20 protein-coding genes and 1 pseudogene are annotated in these 17659 nt (G+C 68.6%); 13 read left to right on the top strand and 8 right to left on the bottom strand.

The genetic code is table 11. The annotated features are described in order from the left end of the window. Positions 1–81 precede the first annotated feature (81 nt). From NL115_RS15035 to NL115_RS15020, 4 genes are all read left to right on the top strand, one after another. Positions 82–627, top strand: a complete 546-nt coding sequence (locus tag NL115_RS15035; protein WP_254830156.1) for a hypothetical protein — start codon at positions 82–84, stop codon at positions 625–627. A 221-nt stretch (positions 628–848) separates the two neighbouring features. Then, the gene (locus tag NL115_RS15030) at positions 849–1580 is read left to right on the top strand and encodes a hypothetical protein (protein ID WP_350355252.1); all 732 of its coding nucleotides are present in this window, start codon (positions 849–851) and stop codon (positions 1578–1580) included. Beyond that, the gene (locus tag NL115_RS15025; protein WP_254830155.1) at positions 1577–2254 is read left to right on the top strand and encodes a DUF2238 domain-containing protein; all 678 of its coding nucleotides are present in this window, start codon (positions 1577–1579) and stop codon (positions 2252–2254) included. Before NL115_RS15030 ends, NL115_RS15025 begins: the two co-directional genes overlap by 4 nt. 94 nt (positions 2255–2348) lie before the next feature. Next, positions 2349–2549: a dodecin gene (locus tag NL115_RS15020; RefSeq protein ID WP_254830154.1), complete on the top strand. Its 201-nt coding sequence runs from the start codon at positions 2349–2351 to the stop codon at positions 2547–2549. A gap of 44 nt (positions 2550–2593) precedes the next feature. On the opposite strand, the gene NL115_RS15015 is transcribed toward NL115_RS15020, so the two are convergent. Then, positions 2594–2983: a HesB/IscA family protein gene (locus tag NL115_RS15015; RefSeq protein WP_254830153.1), complete on the bottom strand. Its 390-nt coding sequence runs from the start codon at positions 2981–2983 to the stop codon at positions 2594–2596. Between the two features lie 142 nt (positions 2984–3125). Between NL115_RS15015 and sucC the strand changes: the two genes are divergently transcribed. Together sucC and sucD are read left to right on the top strand one after the other, a co-directional pair. Beyond that, positions 3126–4271, top strand: coding sequence for an ADP-forming succinate--CoA ligase subunit beta (sucC, locus tag NL115_RS15010; RefSeq protein ID WP_254830152.1), 1146 nt, complete (start codon positions 3126–3128; stop codon positions 4269–4271). Then, positions 4268–5137 carry a succinate--CoA ligase subunit alpha gene (gene sucD, locus NL115_RS15005; RefSeq protein WP_254830151.1) on the top strand — a complete coding sequence of 290 codons (870 nt, stop codon included), beginning with the start codon at positions 4268–4270 and terminating at the stop codon, positions 5135–5137. Before sucC ends, sucD begins: the two co-directional genes overlap by 4 nt. A 54-nt stretch (positions 5138–5191) precedes the next feature. Here the strand turns inward: sucD and NL115_RS15000 are convergent. Beyond that, positions 5192–5383: pseudogene (locus NL115_RS15000) on the bottom strand (RNA-guided endonuclease TnpB family protein); the annotation flags it as partial. A gap of 9 nt (positions 5384–5392) precedes the next feature. Here NL115_RS15000 and NL115_RS14995 point away from each other — a divergent pair. After that, complete coding sequence (locus NL115_RS14995) at positions 5393–5863, top strand: DUF3604 domain-containing protein (protein ID WP_254830150.1); 471 nt, start codon at positions 5393–5395, stop codon at positions 5861–5863. 45 nt (positions 5864–5908) lie between these two features. On the opposite strand, the gene NL115_RS14990 is transcribed toward NL115_RS14995, so the two are convergent. Continuing rightward, entirely contained in the window at positions 5909–6571 is a 663-nt protein-coding gene (locus NL115_RS14990) for a helix-turn-helix domain-containing protein (protein WP_254821717.1), read from the bottom strand. 252 nt (positions 6572–6823) lie between these two features. Between NL115_RS14990 and NL115_RS20635 the strand changes: the two genes are divergently transcribed. Continuing rightward, positions 6824–7873, top strand: a complete 1050-nt coding sequence (locus NL115_RS20635) for a PGF-CTERM sorting domain-containing protein (protein ID WP_286666873.1) — start codon at positions 6824–6826, stop codon at positions 7871–7873. Between the two features lie 20 nt (positions 7874–7893). Here NL115_RS20635 and NL115_RS14980 read toward each other — a convergent pair whose 3' ends face one another. Beyond that, complete coding sequence (locus tag NL115_RS14980; protein WP_254830149.1) at positions 7894–9030, bottom strand: AI-2E family transporter; 1137 nt, start codon at positions 9028–9030, stop codon at positions 7894–7896. 166 nt (positions 9031–9196) lie between these two features. Here NL115_RS14980 and NL115_RS14975 point away from each other — a divergent pair, with 166 nt between their 5' ends. Together NL115_RS14975 and NL115_RS14970 are read left to right on the top strand one after the other, a co-directional pair. After that, the gene (locus NL115_RS14975) at positions 9197–10228 is read left to right on the top strand and encodes a PGF-CTERM sorting domain-containing protein (RefSeq protein ID WP_254830148.1); all 1032 of its coding nucleotides are present in this window, start codon (positions 9197–9199) and stop codon (positions 10226–10228) included. Between the two features lie 136 nt (positions 10229–10364). After that, complete coding sequence (locus NL115_RS14970) at positions 10365–11405, top strand: hypothetical protein (protein WP_254830147.1); 1041 nt, start codon at positions 10365–10367, stop codon at positions 11403–11405. Between the two features lie 16 nt (positions 11406–11421). Here the strand turns inward: NL115_RS14970 and NL115_RS14965 are convergent, their stop codons facing one another. Both NL115_RS14965 and NL115_RS14960 read right to left on the bottom strand, forming a co-directional pair. After that, complete coding sequence (locus NL115_RS14965; RefSeq protein ID WP_254830146.1) at positions 11422–12396, bottom strand: aldo/keto reductase; 975 nt, start codon at positions 12394–12396, stop codon at positions 11422–11424. A gap of 82 nt (positions 12397–12478) precedes the next feature. Continuing rightward, positions 12479–13126, bottom strand: coding sequence for a YIP1 family protein (locus NL115_RS14960; RefSeq protein WP_254830145.1), 648 nt, complete (start codon positions 13124–13126; stop codon positions 12479–12481). 178 nt (positions 13127–13304) lie between these two features. Here NL115_RS14960 and NL115_RS14955 point away from each other — a divergent pair, with 178 nt between their 5' ends. Further along, a complete protein-coding gene (locus tag NL115_RS14955) occupies positions 13305–13583 on the top strand; it encodes a DUF433 domain-containing protein (RefSeq protein WP_254830144.1) in 279 nt (92 codons plus the stop codon). A gap of 6 nt (positions 13584–13589) precedes the next feature. On the opposite strand, the gene NL115_RS14950 is transcribed toward NL115_RS14955, so the two are convergent. Next, positions 13590–14171 (bottom strand): NADPH-dependent FMN reductase, encoded by a 582-nt coding sequence (locus tag NL115_RS14950; RefSeq protein WP_254830143.1) that lies wholly within the window; start codon positions 14169–14171, stop codon positions 13590–13592. Positions 14172–14305: 134 nt separating this feature from the next. On the opposite strand from NL115_RS14950, the gene NL115_RS14945 reads away from it, so the two are divergent. After that, the gene (locus tag NL115_RS14945) at positions 14306–14773 is read left to right on the top strand and encodes a hypothetical protein (RefSeq protein ID WP_254830142.1); all 468 of its coding nucleotides are present in this window, start codon (positions 14306–14308) and stop codon (positions 14771–14773) included. A 105-nt stretch (positions 14774–14878) separates the two neighbouring features. Here NL115_RS14945 and NL115_RS14940 read toward each other — a convergent pair whose 3' ends face one another. Continuing rightward, positions 14879–16858 carry an AMP-binding protein gene (locus NL115_RS14940; protein WP_254830141.1) on the bottom strand — a complete coding sequence of 660 codons (1980 nt, stop codon included), beginning with the start codon at positions 16856–16858 and terminating at the stop codon, positions 14879–14881. A 165-nt stretch (positions 16859–17023) separates the two neighbouring features. On the opposite strand from NL115_RS14940, the gene NL115_RS14935 reads away from it, so the two are divergent. Continuing rightward, the gene (locus NL115_RS14935; protein ID WP_254830140.1) at positions 17024–17611 is read left to right on the top strand and encodes a GNAT family N-acetyltransferase; all 588 of its coding nucleotides are present in this window, start codon (positions 17024–17026) and stop codon (positions 17609–17611) included. Positions 17612–17659 lie beyond the last annotated feature (48 nt).

Genomic DNA, 17659 nt, shown 5'->3' with positions numbered 1-17659 from the left:
GCGACCGAAGGCGTGGAACCGGTCTGTGAGGGTAGCACCGACGCGACAGCAGCCGACAGCCGGCATCGTAGGTGGTGCAGTGTGACCGGGGAGAGTCCGAGGCGCCGGGTGCTGGCGTGTCTCGGGACCGGTCTCGCGGTCGGACTCGCCGGCTGTTCGAGTGGCGGAGACGGGACGGCCGACGATGGCGGTGCCGACGACTCCGGGGACGGTAGCGACGAGACGACAGATAGCCAGACGGGGACGTCCCCATCCGACACCACCGGCCAGGGAACCGGTGGGATAACCGCGACCGGGGAAAGTGCGGTCGAGGGACTCGAGATCGTCGACCTCGAACGACAGGGAGGGAACAGCAACAAGATCCTCATGTTCACCACGGTCCGCAACGCCGGAGATCAGACCACGGACCTCTCGGAGTACAACTACGAGATGTCGTTGTACGACAGCGAAGGGGACGCGATTCAGGGCAGCAGGGGGTACGCCAAGGGCGACGAGGTCGCGCCGGGGGACTCGGGCACTATCAACGTCAGCCACTCCGTCGAGGGCGATGTAGCCGACGTTGCTCGCGCCGAGGTCTCGATCAACTGTAACGGTGCGCTGATCGACGGCGCGTACTGCCAGTCGTGACGGGAGGCGCGTTCTTCGCATCGACATCACCCGATACGGGGTTCACGGGGGGCGCAGGGGATGCACGCAGGCGGCTCTAGGGCTTCACAGAGGGTTCCGAGAGAGACGCCACTCCGTGACTCCGGACGGTGAATCGTCCTCGATCCGTTCCAGTCGACCATCCGAACGCCGCCCGGCCGGTTCCCCCGAACGCTTTGTGCGCTCGGGGCGGAGTACCGCTGATGGCTACAGAGCTGGACCGGTTCGTCGAGGACGAACGCCTGAACGCGTTGTTCGCGTGGGCGCTCGTCGGATTCGTCCTGCTGGTCGCAGTCGGGAACGCCGTTATCGGTGAGTTGGCGTGGGCAGCCTTCGCCGCATCGGTTGCGATACTCGCGCTGCAGCCACCCGTCCGGTTCAAGAACCCGCTGGCGATGCTGCCGTGGGAGGTCCTGGCGCTGGCGGCGCTGCCGCTGCTCGCCAGACCGTTCACCATCCTCGCGGGTATCGGGACGGGCGCGCTGGCGACGTACCTCGCGGTCGCGGCGGTCGCGCTCATCGTCGCCGTCAACCTCCACGTCTTCACGCCGGTCGAGATGAACGCTGCGTTCGCCGTCGTCTTCGTCGCCATCGCGACGATGGCCGCAGCGGGCGTCTGGGCGGTCGTCCGGTTCGCCGTCGACACGCTGCTCGGAACGACGTTCCTCCTGAAGCCGGGACTCGACGAGCACGTGGTCGAACGGAACGTGATGCTGGAGTTCGTCTACTCGACGATTGCTGGCGTGGGGGCCGGCGTCATCTTCGACCTGTACTTCCGGCGCCGCCGGGCCCGCCACGAGCGGCTGCCAGCCGACGTGGAGGCCGAACTGCGGGCCGACCGGGAATCCTTCGAGGAGGCCGCCGCCGAGCAACCGGTCAACTCGCCCATCACCCACGCGCGAGATCGTGACGGACGCCGGGGAGGGGACCAGTGAGACTCCGCGACCACCTCGGTATCGACACCGAGACACAGGCACGCCTCGCCTGGGCGATGGAACTCGTCCTCGTGGGGATCCTGCTGGTCGGCATCTGGGACCGGGACACCGGCATCATCGTCAACACCGCGGTCGGCCTCGCGGTGACACAGCTCGTCCCGCTGCTTGAGCGGGACTACGGCATCCCGATGGACCCCGCGCTGACGCTGTGGATCACCGGTGCCGTCTTCCTCCACGCCGTCGGGGTCGTCGGCTTCCCAGGTTCGCCACAGAACCTCTACGCCAGCGTCTGGTGGTACGACCACGTCACGCACGCGCTCTCCGCGTCGGTCGTGGCCGCGGCCGGGTACGCGACCGCGCGCGCCATCGACCTCCACTCCGCCGAGATACGGCTTCCCCCGCGGTTCATGTTCGTGTTCATCCTGCTCATCACGCTCGCGTTCGGCGTGTTCTGGGAGGTCATCGAGTTCACCATCGCCGAGGTCGCCGCGCTGACCGGTGGTGAAGCCGTCCTCACCCAGTACGGCCTCGACGACTCGATGCTCGACCTCGTCTTCGACACGGTCGGCGCCGTCGTCGTCGCCGTCTGGGGGACCGCCTACCTGTCGGATGTCGCCGGCGCCATCGCCCGGCGGCTCGGTGGGCAGCCGCCGGACGGCCGGTCGGGGAGCTGAATCTGGTGCCCGTGGCGGCTCGCCCGAGCGGGCACCTTCCATCCGCGCCGGCACACACCTTTAATTATGAGCCGCCGGAACCAGTCGCTCGGACATGAGCGTATACAAGAAGATCGTCCTCATCGGGACCAGTGAGAAGAGCTTCGAAGCCGCCGTCGACAACGCGCTGGACCGCGCGGACTACACCATCGACAACATCCACTGGGCCGAGGTGCAGGACATGGGCGTCGAGATGGCCAGCGTCAGCGGCCGCGAGTACCAGGTCGAGGTCGAGGTCGCCTTCGAGCTGGAGTAATCGAGCGGTTGCAACCTTCGTTCTTTGCCTCGCACCCGGTAGCCTCAGGTCCGGAACGACTCGCCGCACCCACATTCGGAGACGACGTTCGGGTTCTCGACGGTGAAACCCGCGCCCTGCAGGCCGCCCTCGAAGTCCAGCACGGACCCCTCGATGTAGTTCATGCTCGCGGGGTCGACGAACACGCGCAGGTCGTGGTGCTCGTAGACGGTGTCGTCGTCCTCGGGCGCATCGTCGAAGCGCATCCCGTACGAGAGGCCCGCACACCCTCCCTGCTGGACGAACAGCCGAAGTCCGGCCACGTCCGTGTCCATGTCCTCGCCGGTCAGGAGGTCGAGCGCCTGTTCGGCGGCCTCCTCCGTGACGCGGATCTCGGGGCGCTGCTCGGCCGTCTCGCCGGGGTCGGCGCCTCCCTCGTCGGCGGTGCTGCTCATATCCATCCTATTCGCGGCCGTCGGGGTAACACTTACGCCGGCGCGTGTTCCTCGGACCGACTGGACACGCGTCCACCCGGCACCCGGCTATGCCCGGTTCCGGTACAACTAACTCGCCGTCACGGGAAGGCCCGTGCGTCAGATGAAACTCCACGAGTACCAGGCGAAGGGTGTCTTCGCCGACGCCGGGATTCCGACGCCGGCCTCGCAGCTCGCCGAGACCGCCGACGAGGCGGTCGCTGCAGCCGACGACATCGGCTACCCGGTCGCCATCAAGGCACAGGTGCAGGTCGGCGGCCGCGGCAAGGCCGGCGGCATCGAACTGGTCGAGAACGCCGACGAGGCCCGCGAGGCGGCCGAGCGCATCATCGGGATGGACCTCAAGGGGCTCCACGTCGACAGCGTCCTCGTCGAGGAGGCCGTCGACTTCGTCAACGAGCTGTACATCGGCGTCACGATGGACCGTAACGAGGGCAGGCCCGTTGCGATGGTCTCGACGAAGGGTGGCGTCGACATCGAGGAGGTCGCCGCCGAGAACCCCGACGCCATCGCCCGCGAGCACGTCGACCCCGCGTTCGGGCTCCACCCGTACCAGGCCCGCCGCGCCGTCTACGACGCCGGCGTCGACCACGACGTGGCCGGCGACGTGGCCAGCGTTCTGACGACCCTGTACGACCTCTGGGACGACCAGGACGCGACGGAGACGGAGATTAACCCGCTGATGGTGACCAGCGACGACGAGGTCATCGCCGCGGACGCGGTCATGAACATCGACGAGGACGCCCTGTTCCGGCATCCGGACCTGGCGGAGATGGAGGACGAGACCGCCGGCGACGAACTGGAGGCGAAGGCCAACGAGTACGGCTTCGACTACGTCCGGCTCTCGGGCAACGTCGGTATCATCGGCAACGGTGCAGGCCTGGTGATGACCACGCTGGACCTCGTAGACTACTACGGCGGCGAACCCGCCAACTTCCTCGACATCGGGGGCGGCGCGAAGGCCGAACGCGTCGCGAACGCGCTCGACATGGTGTTCTCCGACGAGAACGTCGACTCGGTCGTGTTCAACATCTTCGGCGGTATCACCCGTGGTGACGAGGTCGCGAAGGGCATCAACGCGGCACTCGAACAGTTCGACGAGATCCCCAAGCCCGTCGTCGTCCGCCTCGCGGGGACGAACGCCGAGGAGGGGATGGAGATCCTGAACACGGATCTGGTCGAGGTACAGGGCACGCTCGAGGACGCGGTGCAGCGTGCCGTGGCGCGGGCCGAGGAGGTGGACCAATGAGTATCCTAGTCGACGACGAGACGCGCGTGGTGGTACAGGGCATCACCGGCGGGGAGGGCAAGTTCCACGCCGAGCAGATGATCGAGTACGGGACCAACGTCGTCGCCGGCGCGGTGCCGGGCAAGGGCGGCCAGGAGGTCGCCGGCGTTCCGGTGTACGACACCGTGGCGGGCGCGGCCCGCGAGGAGGACGCCGACGCGGCCGTCGTCTTCGTCCCGCCGGCGTTCGCCGCGGACGCGCTGTTCGAGGCGCTGGACTCCCCGGTCGACCTCGTCGTGGCCATCACGGAGGGCATCCCGCAGCAGGACATGGCCTCCGTCTACAAGCGACTCGGCGAGACGGACACCGCCCTGGTGGGCCCGAACTGCCCCGGCGTCATCACGCCCGGGGAGGCCAAACTCGGTATCCTTCCGGGCAACATCTTCTCCGAGGGCGACGTGGGCCTCGTCTCGCGCTCGGGCACCTTGACCTACCAGGTCGTCGACAGCCTCACGCAACGCGGCATCGGGCAGACCACCGCCGTCGGCATCGGTGGCGACCCCATCATCGGGACGGACTTCGTCGACGCTCTCGAGCGGTTCGAGGCCGACACCGACACCGAGGCCGTGGTGATGTGCGGCGAGATCGGCGGCGAGGACGAGGAGGAGGCCGCCCGCTACATCTCGCAGTACATGGACACGCCCGTCGCCGGCTTCATCGCCGGGCGCACGGCGCCGCCGGGCAAGCGGATGGGCCACGCCGGCGCCATCGTCGGCAGTTCCGGCGCCGGAACAGCCGAGTCGAAGATCAACGCGCTCAACGACGCCGGCGTCCCGGTCGGGGACACGCCCGAGGAGGTCGCGGACCACATCGAGGACTTCCTTTGACATCCTCCCCGCGCTGAAGGGCGAGGATTCCCGACCGCTTTGGGATATTGTGGTTTACGACGTTACGTGTTCTTGAGGTGCGAACGCACCAGTTTCCTTGTCAAACAAGAACGTCGATGGCTGTGCCAACCAGCCGTTACTCCTATCTCCCCCATCACAGGCGAGACTCGGAGATACTTTCTGCCGAATGTTCTCAGCACCGTTCACGTCTGCGTTCGCCACCGTCCCGCACTCATCGCAGACGTGTGGCGGCTGATGAACGAGGACTCCTATCGGGGCGGCCTCACGGCGTTCCGGGCGTCCGAACTCACGCGCGACGCCGTCTTCGACGCCCTGCGAACCAGACGGGTGTACGGGACGACCCAGCCCAACCGCATCCAGGTCGCGTTCTCGCTGGATGGCCGCCGGCTCGACGACCCGGACCACACCGTCAGCGTCGACCCGGACGGCACCCGCGAGGTGTGGCTCCGGGTCGCCGGGGACGCCCCCATCGACTGCGTGGAGGTTGTGAAGAACACAGAGACGTGGCGCACGGTCACGCCGGGAGACGGGCCGGACGGGTACGAGAACTGGGTCGTCGAGACGACACTCGTCGACGAGACACCTGTCGCCGGGATGCGGTACGACGCCGAACGGGGCACCGACGCCGACGCCTACCATCTCCGGGTCGTCCAGCGGGACGGCGGGATGGCATGGGTCGGGCCGCTGTGGGCCGAGCCGGCCTGAGGCAGAGACGGGAGACCGAACCGCGTGCGGTACGTCCGGGGCCGTTCAGTGGGACTTGGCGATCTCGGAGAGCATCCGGGCCTCGATCTTCCGGAGATGCTCACCGACGGTCGTCGTCGAGAGGTCCAGTGCCTCGGCGATGTCCTCGTGGGTCGCCCGGCGCGGGACCTCGTAGTAGCCGACGTCGACGGCCGTATCGAGGATCTCCTTCTGACGCTCGGTGAGCATCGCCGAGAGCTCCTGTGACTCCGGGCTGTACTCCGAGAGCTGCTCCAGCTCGAGGCGGATGTTCTCCGGAACGCTCTCGATGGCTCGCTGGACCGTGTCGTCGTCGCCGATGAGCCCCACACGGACGGCGCCGCTGTCGTCGGCATCCCATCGGATGGGTGTGTCGATGACGAACTCGTACTCGCGGGTGAGCCGGAGCAGGGCCTCGGTCGTCTCGTTTGGGGTGAAGTGGATGTAGGTCTGGATACCGTCGTCGGTGTCCAGTACCTCGAAGTCGAGCACGTCCCCGCTCCCGCCGAGGATCTCCCGGAGTCGCTCGGAGTCCCCGCGGTGGGTCGCGAGCGACACGGCCGTGCCGTCGTCGAGCAGGTTCAGGTGGAGGATGGCCTCCTCCTGGATATCCGGGTCGTTCCTGAGCCGCTCTTCTGCCGGGTGGAGCCCGCCGGACTCCGGGATGAGGACGATTTTGACGTACCGCATGGCCGAGAGGTACGGTGCGCGTCACAAATAACTACCGTGTGAAATGGTGGTGTGTTTTATACTCTATTAAATGGGGTCGAGTGTGTAATCGTCCACATATCGCCCGACGGCCGGCGGATGGGTGGCAGACAGCTCGGTGACGGCGACAGGGAGTCGGCGAACGACCGGGCCAGGGCGATTCCGGTGCTGGCATTTGAATCCGGGGAGACACCCGGGACAACCGTTTTACGTAGGTCACCGGGAAGAGTGGCCGTGACTGGCACGCACACACGTCGTGCTGTCTCCCTCGCGGTCGTGGCGGTCGCACTGGCCGCGGTGGCGGGAGGACCTGCGTCCGGGGCGGCAGAGGGACCAGCCGCGACGACGGGGCACGGGGGCGACGGCAACCTGACGTGGGTGATGCTGACGCCACAGCCGGGGCTTGATGACGGGGACATGGAGAACTACGGCGTCCCGCCGCGGGGCTTCCGGACGGTCGACTACGTCAGCGTCACCTGGGTCGACGGCGGGTTCGCCGGGTGTGGCGCCAGTAACGCAGAGGTGTTCGGCATCGACCGGGGGAACGACGACCCCGGCACGGAGGTGGACCAGAGCCTCTTCTCCAGCATCAAATCCACGAGGGTGAACGAGGACGAGTTCGAGGCGGATTTCTACGACGAAGGCGACTTCGGCGGCTCTCCGCCCACCTTCAACGAGGGAGACCAGCTGGTGGGGAAGACGACCAGCTGTATCGACACGCCCGGCGCCCCTGGCTGGTATCAGGTCAAGTCGACCATCGCCTCGAAGAACGGCAACTTCGAGGGGAAATCGCACTACTTCTGGGTCTGTGACTGCGCGAACGAGCAGACAGCCCGGGAGCAACTGGGCCCACCGCCCTCCGAATCCACGCCCACCCCGACGGCGAGCCCGACACCGACGGCCACGGCCACTCCCACGCCGGAGCCGTCACCGACCCGGACGCCACCGGCCGAGGGTACGTCGTTCCCCTCGCCAACGCCCACACCGACCCCCACACCCACGCCCGAACACGTTCCCACGCCGACCGCCGTGGCGGCCGACGCAGCGACCGCGGCCGGGACAGGCACCCCAGGCGAGGGCGGCGCTGGGGGTGCAGGTGCAGGCAGCAGCGGGGGGGACGCCGGTGACGGCGCAGCCGGCGCGACCCCGACCCCCACCCACCCGGGGAACTGGTCGGCCGTCGTCGAGCGTTCGCCGACTGCCTCCAGTGGCCCCGGATTCGGAGCGACCGCTGCGGCCGCGGGGGTTCTCGCCACCGGGATGCTCGCGCGGCGCGAACAGTGAGGCGGCGACATGTGCGCGTGCTATTCGGTCCCACCTTCCTCGGTGCCGAGGCTGGACGGCGCACTGACGCCCGGTGTCAGCTCCTCGCCGGCGACGAGTTCCGGGAGGACGATGCGAGACGTATGCACCACCAGCACGAGCACCAGCGGGCCGAGGAAGATGCCGTACCAGCCGAAGACGGTGGCGCCGAGGACGTACGAGAGCATCGTCGCGCCCGTGTGGAGCTCTCGTCCGGAGAGGTACGGCCGGACGACGGTCTGCGGGAGGATGTCGAGGAAGACGAGCGCCACGAGGAACAGCGCGACCGGGTAGACGAGGAGCCCGGTGTCGTTCCCGAGCGCCGAGATCGCCAGCGCTCCCGTCAGCGGAACGTAGACGAGTTTGCCGACGACGATGGGGACGAAACTCGCGAGTCCGGTCGCGAGCGCGAGCGCCGTCGGAATCGGTATCTCGACGGGCGTGGGCACGAGGAGGTTGTAGCCGTTGTAGACGACGGCGGCGCCGACGGCGACCAGCCCGACGGTGAAGACGTTGCCGAGATAGACCGTCTCGAGGTCGTGGTCGACGGCCTGGAGGAAGGCATCGAGCGTCGATTCCTCGGCGAACAGGTTCGCCCGCGACCAGCGGTAGAGCCGGTCGCCGTCCTGCAGGAGGAAGTACGCGACCGCCGCCGCCACCAGCAGGATGAACAGGATGCCGCTCGCGGCTCCGACCAGCGCGAGGGCGGCGTCGGCGACCTCGCGTGCTGTCCCGGCGTTGCTGGTCAAGAAGGACATCGGCTGGTTCAGGACGGCCTGAACGGTCGTCTCGCGGGACTCTGCGACCGACCGGTCCAGATACGGGGCCAGCAGCGCACTCACGGTGAGCGACCGGCCCGCGAAGGTCGCGAGCAGTTCGCGCGACGCCACGACAACGATGTAGGCCACGACCGCGACCAGCGGGAGGATGACACCCAGGAAGGTCACCGTCGCGGCGGTGTGTGAGGGCAGGTGCCGGTCGACCCGCTCGTTGAGCGGACGGACGACGTAGTAGATGAACAGCCCGAGGACGAGCGTTCCGAGGACGTTGAGTGCGACGAAGGCCAGGAGGGCGGCCAGCGCACCAACGGCCAGCCACCAGGCCAGCCGGTCGCGCTTCCGGTCGGCAGCGAGGTCCATGCCGGGGGCGAATACCGGCTCCCTGAAAACGGGCGGGGGCGACCACGGTGACGGGGAGCGCCACGCGGTCACCGGGCCGGAATCGTCCGCACTTTCAACTCCCCCCCGATACGGGGGACAACCCATACCCGGGGATAGCCCGACTGTCAGTCCAAGCGAGACGAACATGGACAGGATGCAACCACTCGCGGTACTGGTGCTGGTGACCGTCGTGGCGGCGGGGCTCGTGGGACCGACGCTCGTCGGCCCGTCGCTCGACGGGACCGGTGGCGTCGCCGCGGCCGACCACGGCATCGAGAGGGGGAACTTCACCGTCCGGCCGAGCCCGCAACCTGGGCTCGACGACGCAGAGATGAAGAGCTTCGGTATCCCGAACCGGAACATCCCGCAGGTCGACTTCCTCAGGGCCACCTGGAAGGAAGGCGGTTTCACAGGCTGCGGCCCCGGAAACGCCGAGGCGTTCGGCATCGACCGTGGCAACGACGACCCCGGCACGGAGATCGACGAGAGCCTGACGGCGAGCGTCAAGGCGACGACGATCAACGAGGACGTGTTCAAGGCGGACTTCTACGACGAGGGGGACTTCGGCGGCTCGCCCCCGACGTTCAACGAGGGCGACGAGTTCGTCAACTACGTCACCGGCTGTATCGACACGCCCGACGAACCCGGCTGGTACCAGCTCACCTCCACTATCGCCGGCACCGACGACCAGGCCAAAGTGAAGTCACACTACTTCTACATCTGCGACTGCGCGAGCGAGCAGGAGGCCCGGGAGCAACTGGGGCCGCCGCCGTCCGAGCCCACCCCGACGCCGACGGCGACCCCGACGCCCACCCCGACGGCCACGCCCACACCCACGCCGGAGCCGACCCCGACCCGGACGCCGCCGGACGACGGCACGCCGTTCCCGTCCCCGACCCCCACCGCCACGGCGACACCATCACCGACGCCCGGGGCAACGCCCGAGTCGACGCCGACGCCAGCCCCGACAGCCACCGTGGCCGCCGACGAGGGGAGCGACGCCGACGAGAACGAGGCCGCGAGCGTCGCAACGCCCTCGCCGACGGCGACGGAGGGGGGGAACTGGTCGGACGTGGTCAGGCGGTCGCCGACGGCTGCCGAGGGCCCCGGCTTCGGCGCCGGCATGGCTGTCGCGGCCACGCTCGTCGCGGGGCTGCTCGCTCGCCGGCGGGAGTAGGCCCGCCCCGGAGCCATGGCGATTCCCCTCCCGGACTCCCCTGAGGGACAGATTCATACGCGGCAGTCCGCCACGAACGTACGACCAGAGGATGGAGTCGGAACGCGAACGCACGAGCCGGCAGGCACTGTGCGTGATGACACTGCTGCTAGCGGTGACAGTACTCGCGCTGGTACCTTCAGCCAGCGCCGCCGCGACAGGGCCCGACGACACCGACGAGAACCTCACGCTCGACCCCAGCCACGAGCCGGGACTGACGCGCGGCGCCGTGGTCGTCCGCGGCGCGTCCCCGAAGGTTGTCGGGACCGTCAACTCCATCACGGTGAGCTGGCCGGTCGGTGGGTCGTCGGGCTGTGGCCCCGCCAACGCCAAGGTGTTCGGGGTCGACCGCGGAGGCGACGACGCCGGGACCGCGGTCGACGAGAGTCTCTTCACCAGCATCAAGTCGGTCGATATCACCGACAACCGCCTCGAAGCCACCTTCTACGGGGAGGACGATTTCGTCGGAGACACGCTCCGACTCGACGAGGGGGACCAGTTCGTCGCTCAGGTGACCGACTGCATCGATACACCGGACCAGCCCGGCTGGTACCGGCTCCGTTCGACCGTCGATGGGTCGGATGCGGAGTTCAGCGCAGTGTCGGACTACTTCTGGGTCTGTGACTGCGCCGACGAGGCCGAGGCCCGACGGCAGCTCGGTCCACCGCCCTCCGAAGCATCGCCCACCACCGCTACACCAGTGCCGGCCACACCGGAACCGACCACGACACCGAGCACGGCCACAGGTCCGACGCCGACCGCGGCACCGACCACGACGCCGACCGCAGCACCGGATATGACGGTCGGGTCGGCCACGACGGACACGACACCGACGACACCGACGACGCCGTCGCCACCGACCGCGACCGTCACCACCAGTTCGCCGATGGGGAGGGAGACTCCGAGTACCACCGCACCGGAGGCGGCCAGCACGCAGACGAACGCAGGGCGCTCCGAGCGGGCACGAGCGGCGTCGACGGCCTCGTCAACCCCCGTACGGACGCCGACGGCGGCCGACAGCTGGTCATCCGTGGTCGAGCGGACGCCGACAACGGCCCAGGGACCCGGCTTCGGCGCGGTCGGTGCTGTGCTGGCCCTTCTCTGGGGCGGACTGCTGGCCGCTACCCGGCGGCCGTGACCGGCCGTCCCCGCGGTCACTCGTGGCCGGAGACGGGGACCGGCTCGTACGGTTCCTCGAGATGCTCGATGTCGGAGTCCGAGAGCGAGATGTCCAGTGCGGCGACGGCCTCCTCGAGGTGTTCGATGCTCGACGTGCCGATGATGGGCGCGTCGACCCGGTCCTTGTGGAGCAGCCACGCCAGCGCGATCTGTGCCATGGAGGCGTCCTTCTCGTCGGCCAGTTCCTGCACGCGCTCGTTGACCTCTTTGCCCCCGTTGTCGGCGTAGGGGTGGGCCTGGGCGTAGTCGTCCGTCTCGGCGCGGGTCGTGGTGAGATACTCCTCGTGGGGGCGTGCGAGGAACCCACGGGCCAGCGGCGACCACGGCATGACGCCGATGCCCTCGCGCTCGCAGAGCGGGAGCATCTCGCGCTCCTCCTCGCGGTACGCGAGGTTGTAGTGGTTCTGCATCGTGGCGAACCGCTCCAGCCCGAGCCGGTCGCTCGTGTGGAGCATATCGGCGAACTGGTGGGTCCACATCGAGGAGCCGCCGAGGTAGCGGACCTTCTCGCGCCGGACGGCATCCGAGAGAGCCCGCATCGTCTCCTCGACGGGCGTCTTGTAGTCGTAACGATGCGTCTGGTAGAGGTCGATGGTGTCGACACCGAGGCGCTCGCGGGAGGCGTCGAGTTCCTGTTCGATGGCCTTCCGCGAGAGGCCGCCCGAATTCGGGTCGTCGTCGTCCATCTGGAAGAAGCCCTTCGTCGCGATGACCTGCTCGGTGGCGTCCTCGCCGAGTGCGTCACCCAGGATACGCTCGGAGTCGCCCCGAGAGTACATGTTGGCGGTGTCGAAGAAGTTGATGCCGAGGTCGCGGGCCCGCTCGACGAGCTCGTGGCCGAACTCCTCACCCCGGACCCACTCGCGCCAGTCCGAGTCGCCGAAACTCATGCAACCGAGACAGAGTCGCGAGACGGTCACGCCGGTATCGCCGAGGGTGGTGTACTCCATGGCGGGGGGACTCGGGGCGACGGCAAAAATGTAGCCCGGCGTGGCCGCGCCCGTCTGGGGCGGAGCGCCACTGCCCGCGCGCTCAGGGCCGGGACAGGTCGGCGGTGTTCCCGGCGCCCACCCGCGGGTCCGGCACGAGGTCGACACCGGCCAGCGTCTCGAACGCCGGGAGACCACCGAAGGCGTAGCCGAACACCAGCAGCGCCGGGACGGCACCCGCGGCCGCGGCCCGCGCGACGGTGGTGTCGTGGACGACGACCAGCCCGATAACGAGGAGCGTCGCGCCGTACAGCGCGGCCACGAGTCGGACGCCGGGGACCGGGACCGCAGCGAACACGCCCGGCGCTGCGGCGTAGGCGACCACCTGCACGGTCTCGGAGACGCCCGCGCGGTCGGGGACGAACGGCCGGAGCAGGACGGTCTGGATGGCCGCGGTGAGATGCAGCAGCACCGGCGCGACGAACAGTCCCGCGACGACGAAGGTGAACACCGCCGAGAGAACCGGCCGGCCACCGTAGACGGGGAAGAAGCCGGGCGTGAACACCCCTCGGAGCGCGACGTGGACCAGCGTGACCACGATGGCGAAGACGAGGCCGGGAGCCTGGTCACCGGGTGCGACGCCGTTCTCGAAGAACCGGCGCGGCCGCACCAGCACCTCGCCCCACGCCCGCGCGAGGCCGACAGGCCCGCGTGCGCGCCCACCCTCCGGGTTCTCGACCCAGGTTGTCACGTCCGAGGGTAGGCGCGACCGCCGTTTGAGGGTTCCGGGGTCCGGCGCGCGGACGCGGGGGACGGGGGCGGAGGGCGGGGCGTCATCACGAGAACCGGCAGCGGGCAGCGTCGTGGCTGATAAGTGTGCGTGTTATGCCGTGCCAACAACTACCGGCGGTAGGGCCGTGCGTTCCTCCATGGCCGAGACGACCGACGGCGTCATCGAGCGTGAACTGCTGGACGAACCACACGTAGCCGGCCGTCGGGTCCCGGTCCGGGCGCTGTACACGGCGGTCGAGGAGTCGGGCGCGTCGCCGTCGGCTGTGGCCGCGCAGTTCGACATCGAACCGGCGACGGTCCACCGGGCGCTCGCGTACGCCCACGACAATCCGGGCGAGATGGCCAGTGTCCGCGCCGAGCGCGAGGCCGCCTTCGAGGAGTTCCGCGAGGAGCGTGCCGCGAACGGCGCCGACTGACGCTGGTCAGTCACCCGCGCCGACGTTCTCGACTGCCTCGACCGTCCGTGGGTCCGGCTCGATGGTGGCGTACTGGACCACCCGCTTCCCGAGGACGTCCACGCGCTCGGCGAGTCCCTCGTCGACCAGTTCACCGTCCTCGTACTTGCTGGAGACGCGGGGGAGCGCCGCCTGGTGGGGGACGACCCACGCGTTGAGCGCCCGGCAGACCGACCGGAGGTGCTCCAGCGGCGAGGTGGGGAACGAGCCACCCGCGACACAGAGCAGGCCGACGGTCGTGTCCTCGAACTCGTCGAACCCGCAGTAGTCGAGTGCGTTCTTCAGGACGCCGGAGTACGACCCGTGGTAGGCGGGGGTCCCGAGGACGACCGCGTCGGCCCGCCGGACCTCGGCGGTGAACACCGCGGCGTCGCCCGGTTCGTCCGCGTCCCCGTCGTACACCGGCAGGTCGAACTCGCGGAGGTCGAGGAGTTCCGTGGTCGCGCCCGACCGGTCGGCCGCGCGGAGGGCGCGCTCGACCGACAGACGGGTGTAACTCGCGTCCCGGAGGCTCCCGGCGATGCCGACGACGTGTGGCTGCTGACTCATGGACCGGGGTTGGACGCTCTCGGTCTTATCTCCACGGTGATATTCGTTTCACGACACGCGGTGCCACGCTGCGGTTGCACACGTGCAAACCCGGTGGAGCGACGGGGGTCGCAGCCGTACACCGACCCGTGTCCTTGACCACGCGTGCGCGCCGGGCGACAGCCATCGGGGGAGCGATGGGTGCGACGGTGCTGACGCAGCTGGTCGTGTTCGGAGCCTTCATGCGGCTGTTCGACGGCGCGAACGCCGGTATCGTCCCCGGCTTCGTCCCGTGGGTCCTGCTGCTGGGCTACCTCGCGGCGCTGGGGCTGGTCGCCGCCGCCGGGTTCCACTACCACGGCGCCCGGGCGCTCCCGCTCGCCTTCGGGCTGGCCGTCGTACTCGCGGCCTCCATCCCGTTCGGTGGCGGCTGTGAGGTGGCGAGCGGCGGGAGCGGTCTGCTCTCGCTGCTCCCGCAGGTGGACTTCCGGGGGCTCTCGCTCGTCCTCCGGAGTGGAACCGGCTGCACCTACCCGGTCGTCGCACCCCTGATGGGCACTGGCTACGCGCTGCTCGGGTGGGGACTGTGGGTGGTGTCGGCGGAGTCCGAGCCCAGCCGGTAACCTGGCAGAGATAGTTCAGAACACGCGCATAATACAATAGTTCGCTAGTTACCAGCCATATATCTCCCACAGCCAAGATACAGCGACGGTACCGGAGCCGACGCGCTACCGCGCGTCCTCTATCTCCTCGATAGCCCCGGGGTTCTCGATGGAGGAGAGGTCACCGAGGTCCTCACCGACGTGGGTGGCCTGGATGACGCGACGGACGATCTTCCCGGACTGGGTCATCGGGAAGTCGTCGACGAACAGGAGTTCGCGGGGGCGGAACGGCTTGCCCAGCTCCTCGCCGACGTGGTCGCGCAGCTCCTCGCGAAGGTCGTCGGACTCCTCGTAGCCGGCTTCGAGCTGGGCGAACGTCACGACCGCGGTGCCGGTCGTGTCGTCGGGGACGCCGATGGCGGCGGCGGCGTTGACGGCGTCGTGGTCGATGAGCGCGCCCTCCACCTCGGCGGGGCCGACCTTCCGGCCGGCCACGTTGAGCGCGTCGTCCGCACGGCCGTGGAGGAACCAGAAGCCGTCCTCGTCCTCCTGGGCCCAGTCGCCGTGGTCCCACATATCGTCGAATCGACTCCAGTACTCCTCGAGGTAGCGCTCGTCGCCCGACCAGAGCGATTTGGTCATCGAGGGGCACGAATCGCGCGCGACGAGGTAGCCCCGTTCGTGGCTGTCGCGGATGGACTCGCCTTTCGCGTTCACGATGTCGATATCCATCCCCAGCCCCGGCGAGCCCAGCGTACAGGGCTTGAGCGACTGACCGGGCAACGGCATCAGGAAGCAGCCGAATATCTCCGTGCCGCCGGAGATGTTGATGATGGGGCACTCCCCGCCGCCGACGTGCTCGTGGAACCAGAGCCAGGACTCGGGGTCCCAGGGTTCGCCGGTCGAGCCGAGCAGACGGAGCGAGGAGAGGTCGTGGTCCTCGACCCACTCGTCGCCCTTCTTGCGGAGCGCGCGGATGGCCGTCGGCGAGATGCCGAAGACGGTGAGGTCGTGCCGGTCTATCATCTCCCAGAAGCGGTCGGGTTCGGGATGGTCCGGCGCGCCCTCGTACATGAAGATGTTCCCGGCGAACGTGTGGTTCCCGATGAGGGTCCACGGGCCCATCATCCAGCCGATGTCGCTGACCCAGAAGAAGCGGTCCGAGTCCTGGTGGTCGAAGCCGAAGTAAATCTCCTTCGCCGCCTGCATCTGCGCGCCGGCGTGCGTGTGGACGATGCCCTTCGGCTTGCCCGTGGTTCCCGACGAGTACAGGAGCATGCACTCGTCCTGGGCGTCGGTCTCGACGGTGTCGAACTGGTCGTCCTGGCTCTCGACGGCGTCGCTCCAGAACTCGTCGCGGCCGTCGGTCATCGGTGGGTCCGACTCGTCGAAGCGCCGGTAGACGACGACGCTGCCCACGTCGGTGTCGGCCGCCTCGATGGCCTCGTCGGCCGGGTCCTTCAGGCCGACCTCGCTCCCGCGCCGGTAGAACCCGTCAGCCGTGAACAGGAGGTCGACCTCGGGGTCCTCGATACGGGTAGCGGTGGCGTCGACGCCGAAGCCCGAGAAGATGGGCACCGCGATGGCGCCGGCCATGAAGATGCCGTACATGATGCTGGCCACCTCCGGCACCATCGGCATGTACAGACCCACCGTATCGCCTTTCTCGATGCCACGCTCGCGGAGGCAGTTGGCCACCTGGTTGGACTGGCGCGCGAGTTCGTGGTAGGTCGTCTCGCGGACCTCGCCGTCCTCGCCCTCCCAGGTGATGGCGACACGGTTGCGCTCGGGCGCGTCGAGTTCGGCCCAGCGGTCCACGGTGTTGTGCGCGACGTTGATGGACCCACCGGGGTACCACTCCGTGAACTGTGGGCCGTCGCTGTCGTCGCGCACGGTGTCGTACTCCTCGTACCACTCGACGCCGAGATGCTCCGGGAGCGCGTCCCAGAACCACTCCACGTCGTCGGCCGAGGCCGCGATGAGGTCGTCGAGCGAATCGTAGCCGTGTTGCTGTGCGAACTCGTAGGCGTTCGTCTCCTCGACGTACCCCTCGGGTGGTTCGTAGACCACCCGGTCGGTTTCCTCCAGTGTGGTGTCGGGCGCCATCGTGTCCCGTGGTGGGACCGGCCCCGACAAGAAACCTTCCGAATCGTACAATAGACAACGAGTTTAGCGTGTACCCGGCGTCGGCAGCGCCGTGCCGTGGGTGGCCGTGTCGACACGGGCCCCACGGCCTGCACACTTTAACCATGCAGGCGTCAAGGGTCGGGCATGTACGTTCGGGACGCGCGCAACCGGGACGAGGCGTGGCTGCTGGACGGAATCGAGGCTATGGGGCTCGACGAGACCGCGTTCCGGTCACGGGACTACGTCATCGCGGTCGACGACGAGTCCGACACGCGAGCCGGGTTCGGGCGCCTGCGCTACCACCCGACCCCGAGCGACCCGGAGGTAGCCGAACTGACCAGTATCGGCGTGATGGACGGCTGGCGGAACCAGGGTGTCGGTGCCCACGTCATCGAGCGCCTCGTCGACACCGCGGAGATGGAGGGGTTCGACCGGGTGTACTCGCTGACCTCCCAGCACGAGTACCTCTCGCAGTTCGGCTTCCGCCCCGTCGAGACCGAGGACCTGCCCGACCTGCTCCGGGACCGACTCGAGGCCAAGCGCGAGGAACTCGACCCCGAGGCCATCCCGATGGCCATCGACCCCGACCGGTTCCGGATGCCCGACGAACTGCGCGAGCGGTTCAAGCAGGCCGCCGAAGCCGTCGACGAACCGGAGGAACCGGAGGAGACCGCCGAGGACTTCGGCATCGACCCGGACGAGGCCACCTACAAGTACGACACCGGCTCGTAGCGCGACCGGGGACTCGTCGGTACGGTTTAGTTACCCCGGTCAGAGTGT

Origin of the sequence: Haloglomus salinum (genome assembly GCF_024298825.1) — an archaeon.
In the GTDB taxonomy this organism is placed as follows: Archaea; Halobacteriota; Halobacteria; order Halobacteriales; family Haloarculaceae; genus Haloglomus; species Haloglomus salinum.
The sequence above is the reverse complement of the archived record's forward strand: the minus strand, read 5'-3'. Positions and strand labels throughout refer to the sequence as shown.

Coding starts and splice junctions, on each gene's coding strand:
- NL115_RS14975 (WP_254830148.1), top strand. CDS start 9,197: ATGGACAGGATGCAACCACTCGCGGTACTGGTGCTGGTGACCGTCGTG.
- NL115_RS14935 (WP_254830140.1), top strand. CDS start 17,024: ATGTACGTTCGGGACGCGCGCAACCGGGACGAGGCGTGGCTGCTGGAC.
- sucD (WP_254830151.1), top strand. CDS start 4,268: ATGAGTATCCTAGTCGACGACGAGACGCGCGTGGTGGTACAGGGCATC.
- NL115_RS14950 (WP_254830143.1), bottom strand. CDS start 14,171: ATGAGTCAGCAGCCACACGTCGTCGGCATCGCCGGGAGCCTCCGGGAC.
- NL115_RS15030 (WP_350355252.1), top strand. CDS start 849: ATGGCTACAGAGCTGGACCGGTTCGTCGAGGACGAACGCCTGAACGCG.
- NL115_RS15020 (WP_254830154.1), top strand. CDS start 2,349: ATGAGCGTATACAAGAAGATCGTCCTCATCGGGACCAGTGAGAAGAGC.
- NL115_RS14970 (WP_254830147.1), top strand. CDS start 10,365: ATGACACTGCTGCTAGCGGTGACAGTACTCGCGCTGGTACCTTCAGCC.
- NL115_RS15015 (WP_254830153.1), bottom strand. CDS start 2,983: ATGAGCAGCACCGCCGACGAGGGAGGCGCCGACCCCGGCGAGACGGCC.
- NL115_RS14990 (WP_254821717.1), bottom strand. CDS start 6,571: ATGCGGTACGTCAAAATCGTCCTCATCCCGGAGTCCGGCGGGCTCCAC.
- NL115_RS14940 (WP_254830141.1), bottom strand. CDS start 16,858: ATGGCGCCCGACACCACACTGGAGGAAACCGACCGGGTGGTCTACGAA.
- NL115_RS14965 (WP_254830146.1), bottom strand. CDS start 12,396: ATGGAGTACACCACCCTCGGCGATACCGGCGTGACCGTCTCGCGACTC.
- NL115_RS14955 (WP_254830144.1), top strand. CDS start 13,305: ATGGCCGAGACGACCGACGGCGTCATCGAGCGTGAACTGCTGGACGAA.
- NL115_RS14995 (WP_254830150.1), top strand. CDS start 5,393: ATGAACGAGGACTCCTATCGGGGCGGCCTCACGGCGTTCCGGGCGTCC.
- NL115_RS14980 (WP_254830149.1), bottom strand. CDS start 9,030: ATGGACCTCGCTGCCGACCGGAAGCGCGACCGGCTGGCCTGGTGGCTG.
- sucC (WP_254830152.1), top strand. CDS start 3,126: ATGAAACTCCACGAGTACCAGGCGAAGGGTGTCTTCGCCGACGCCGGG.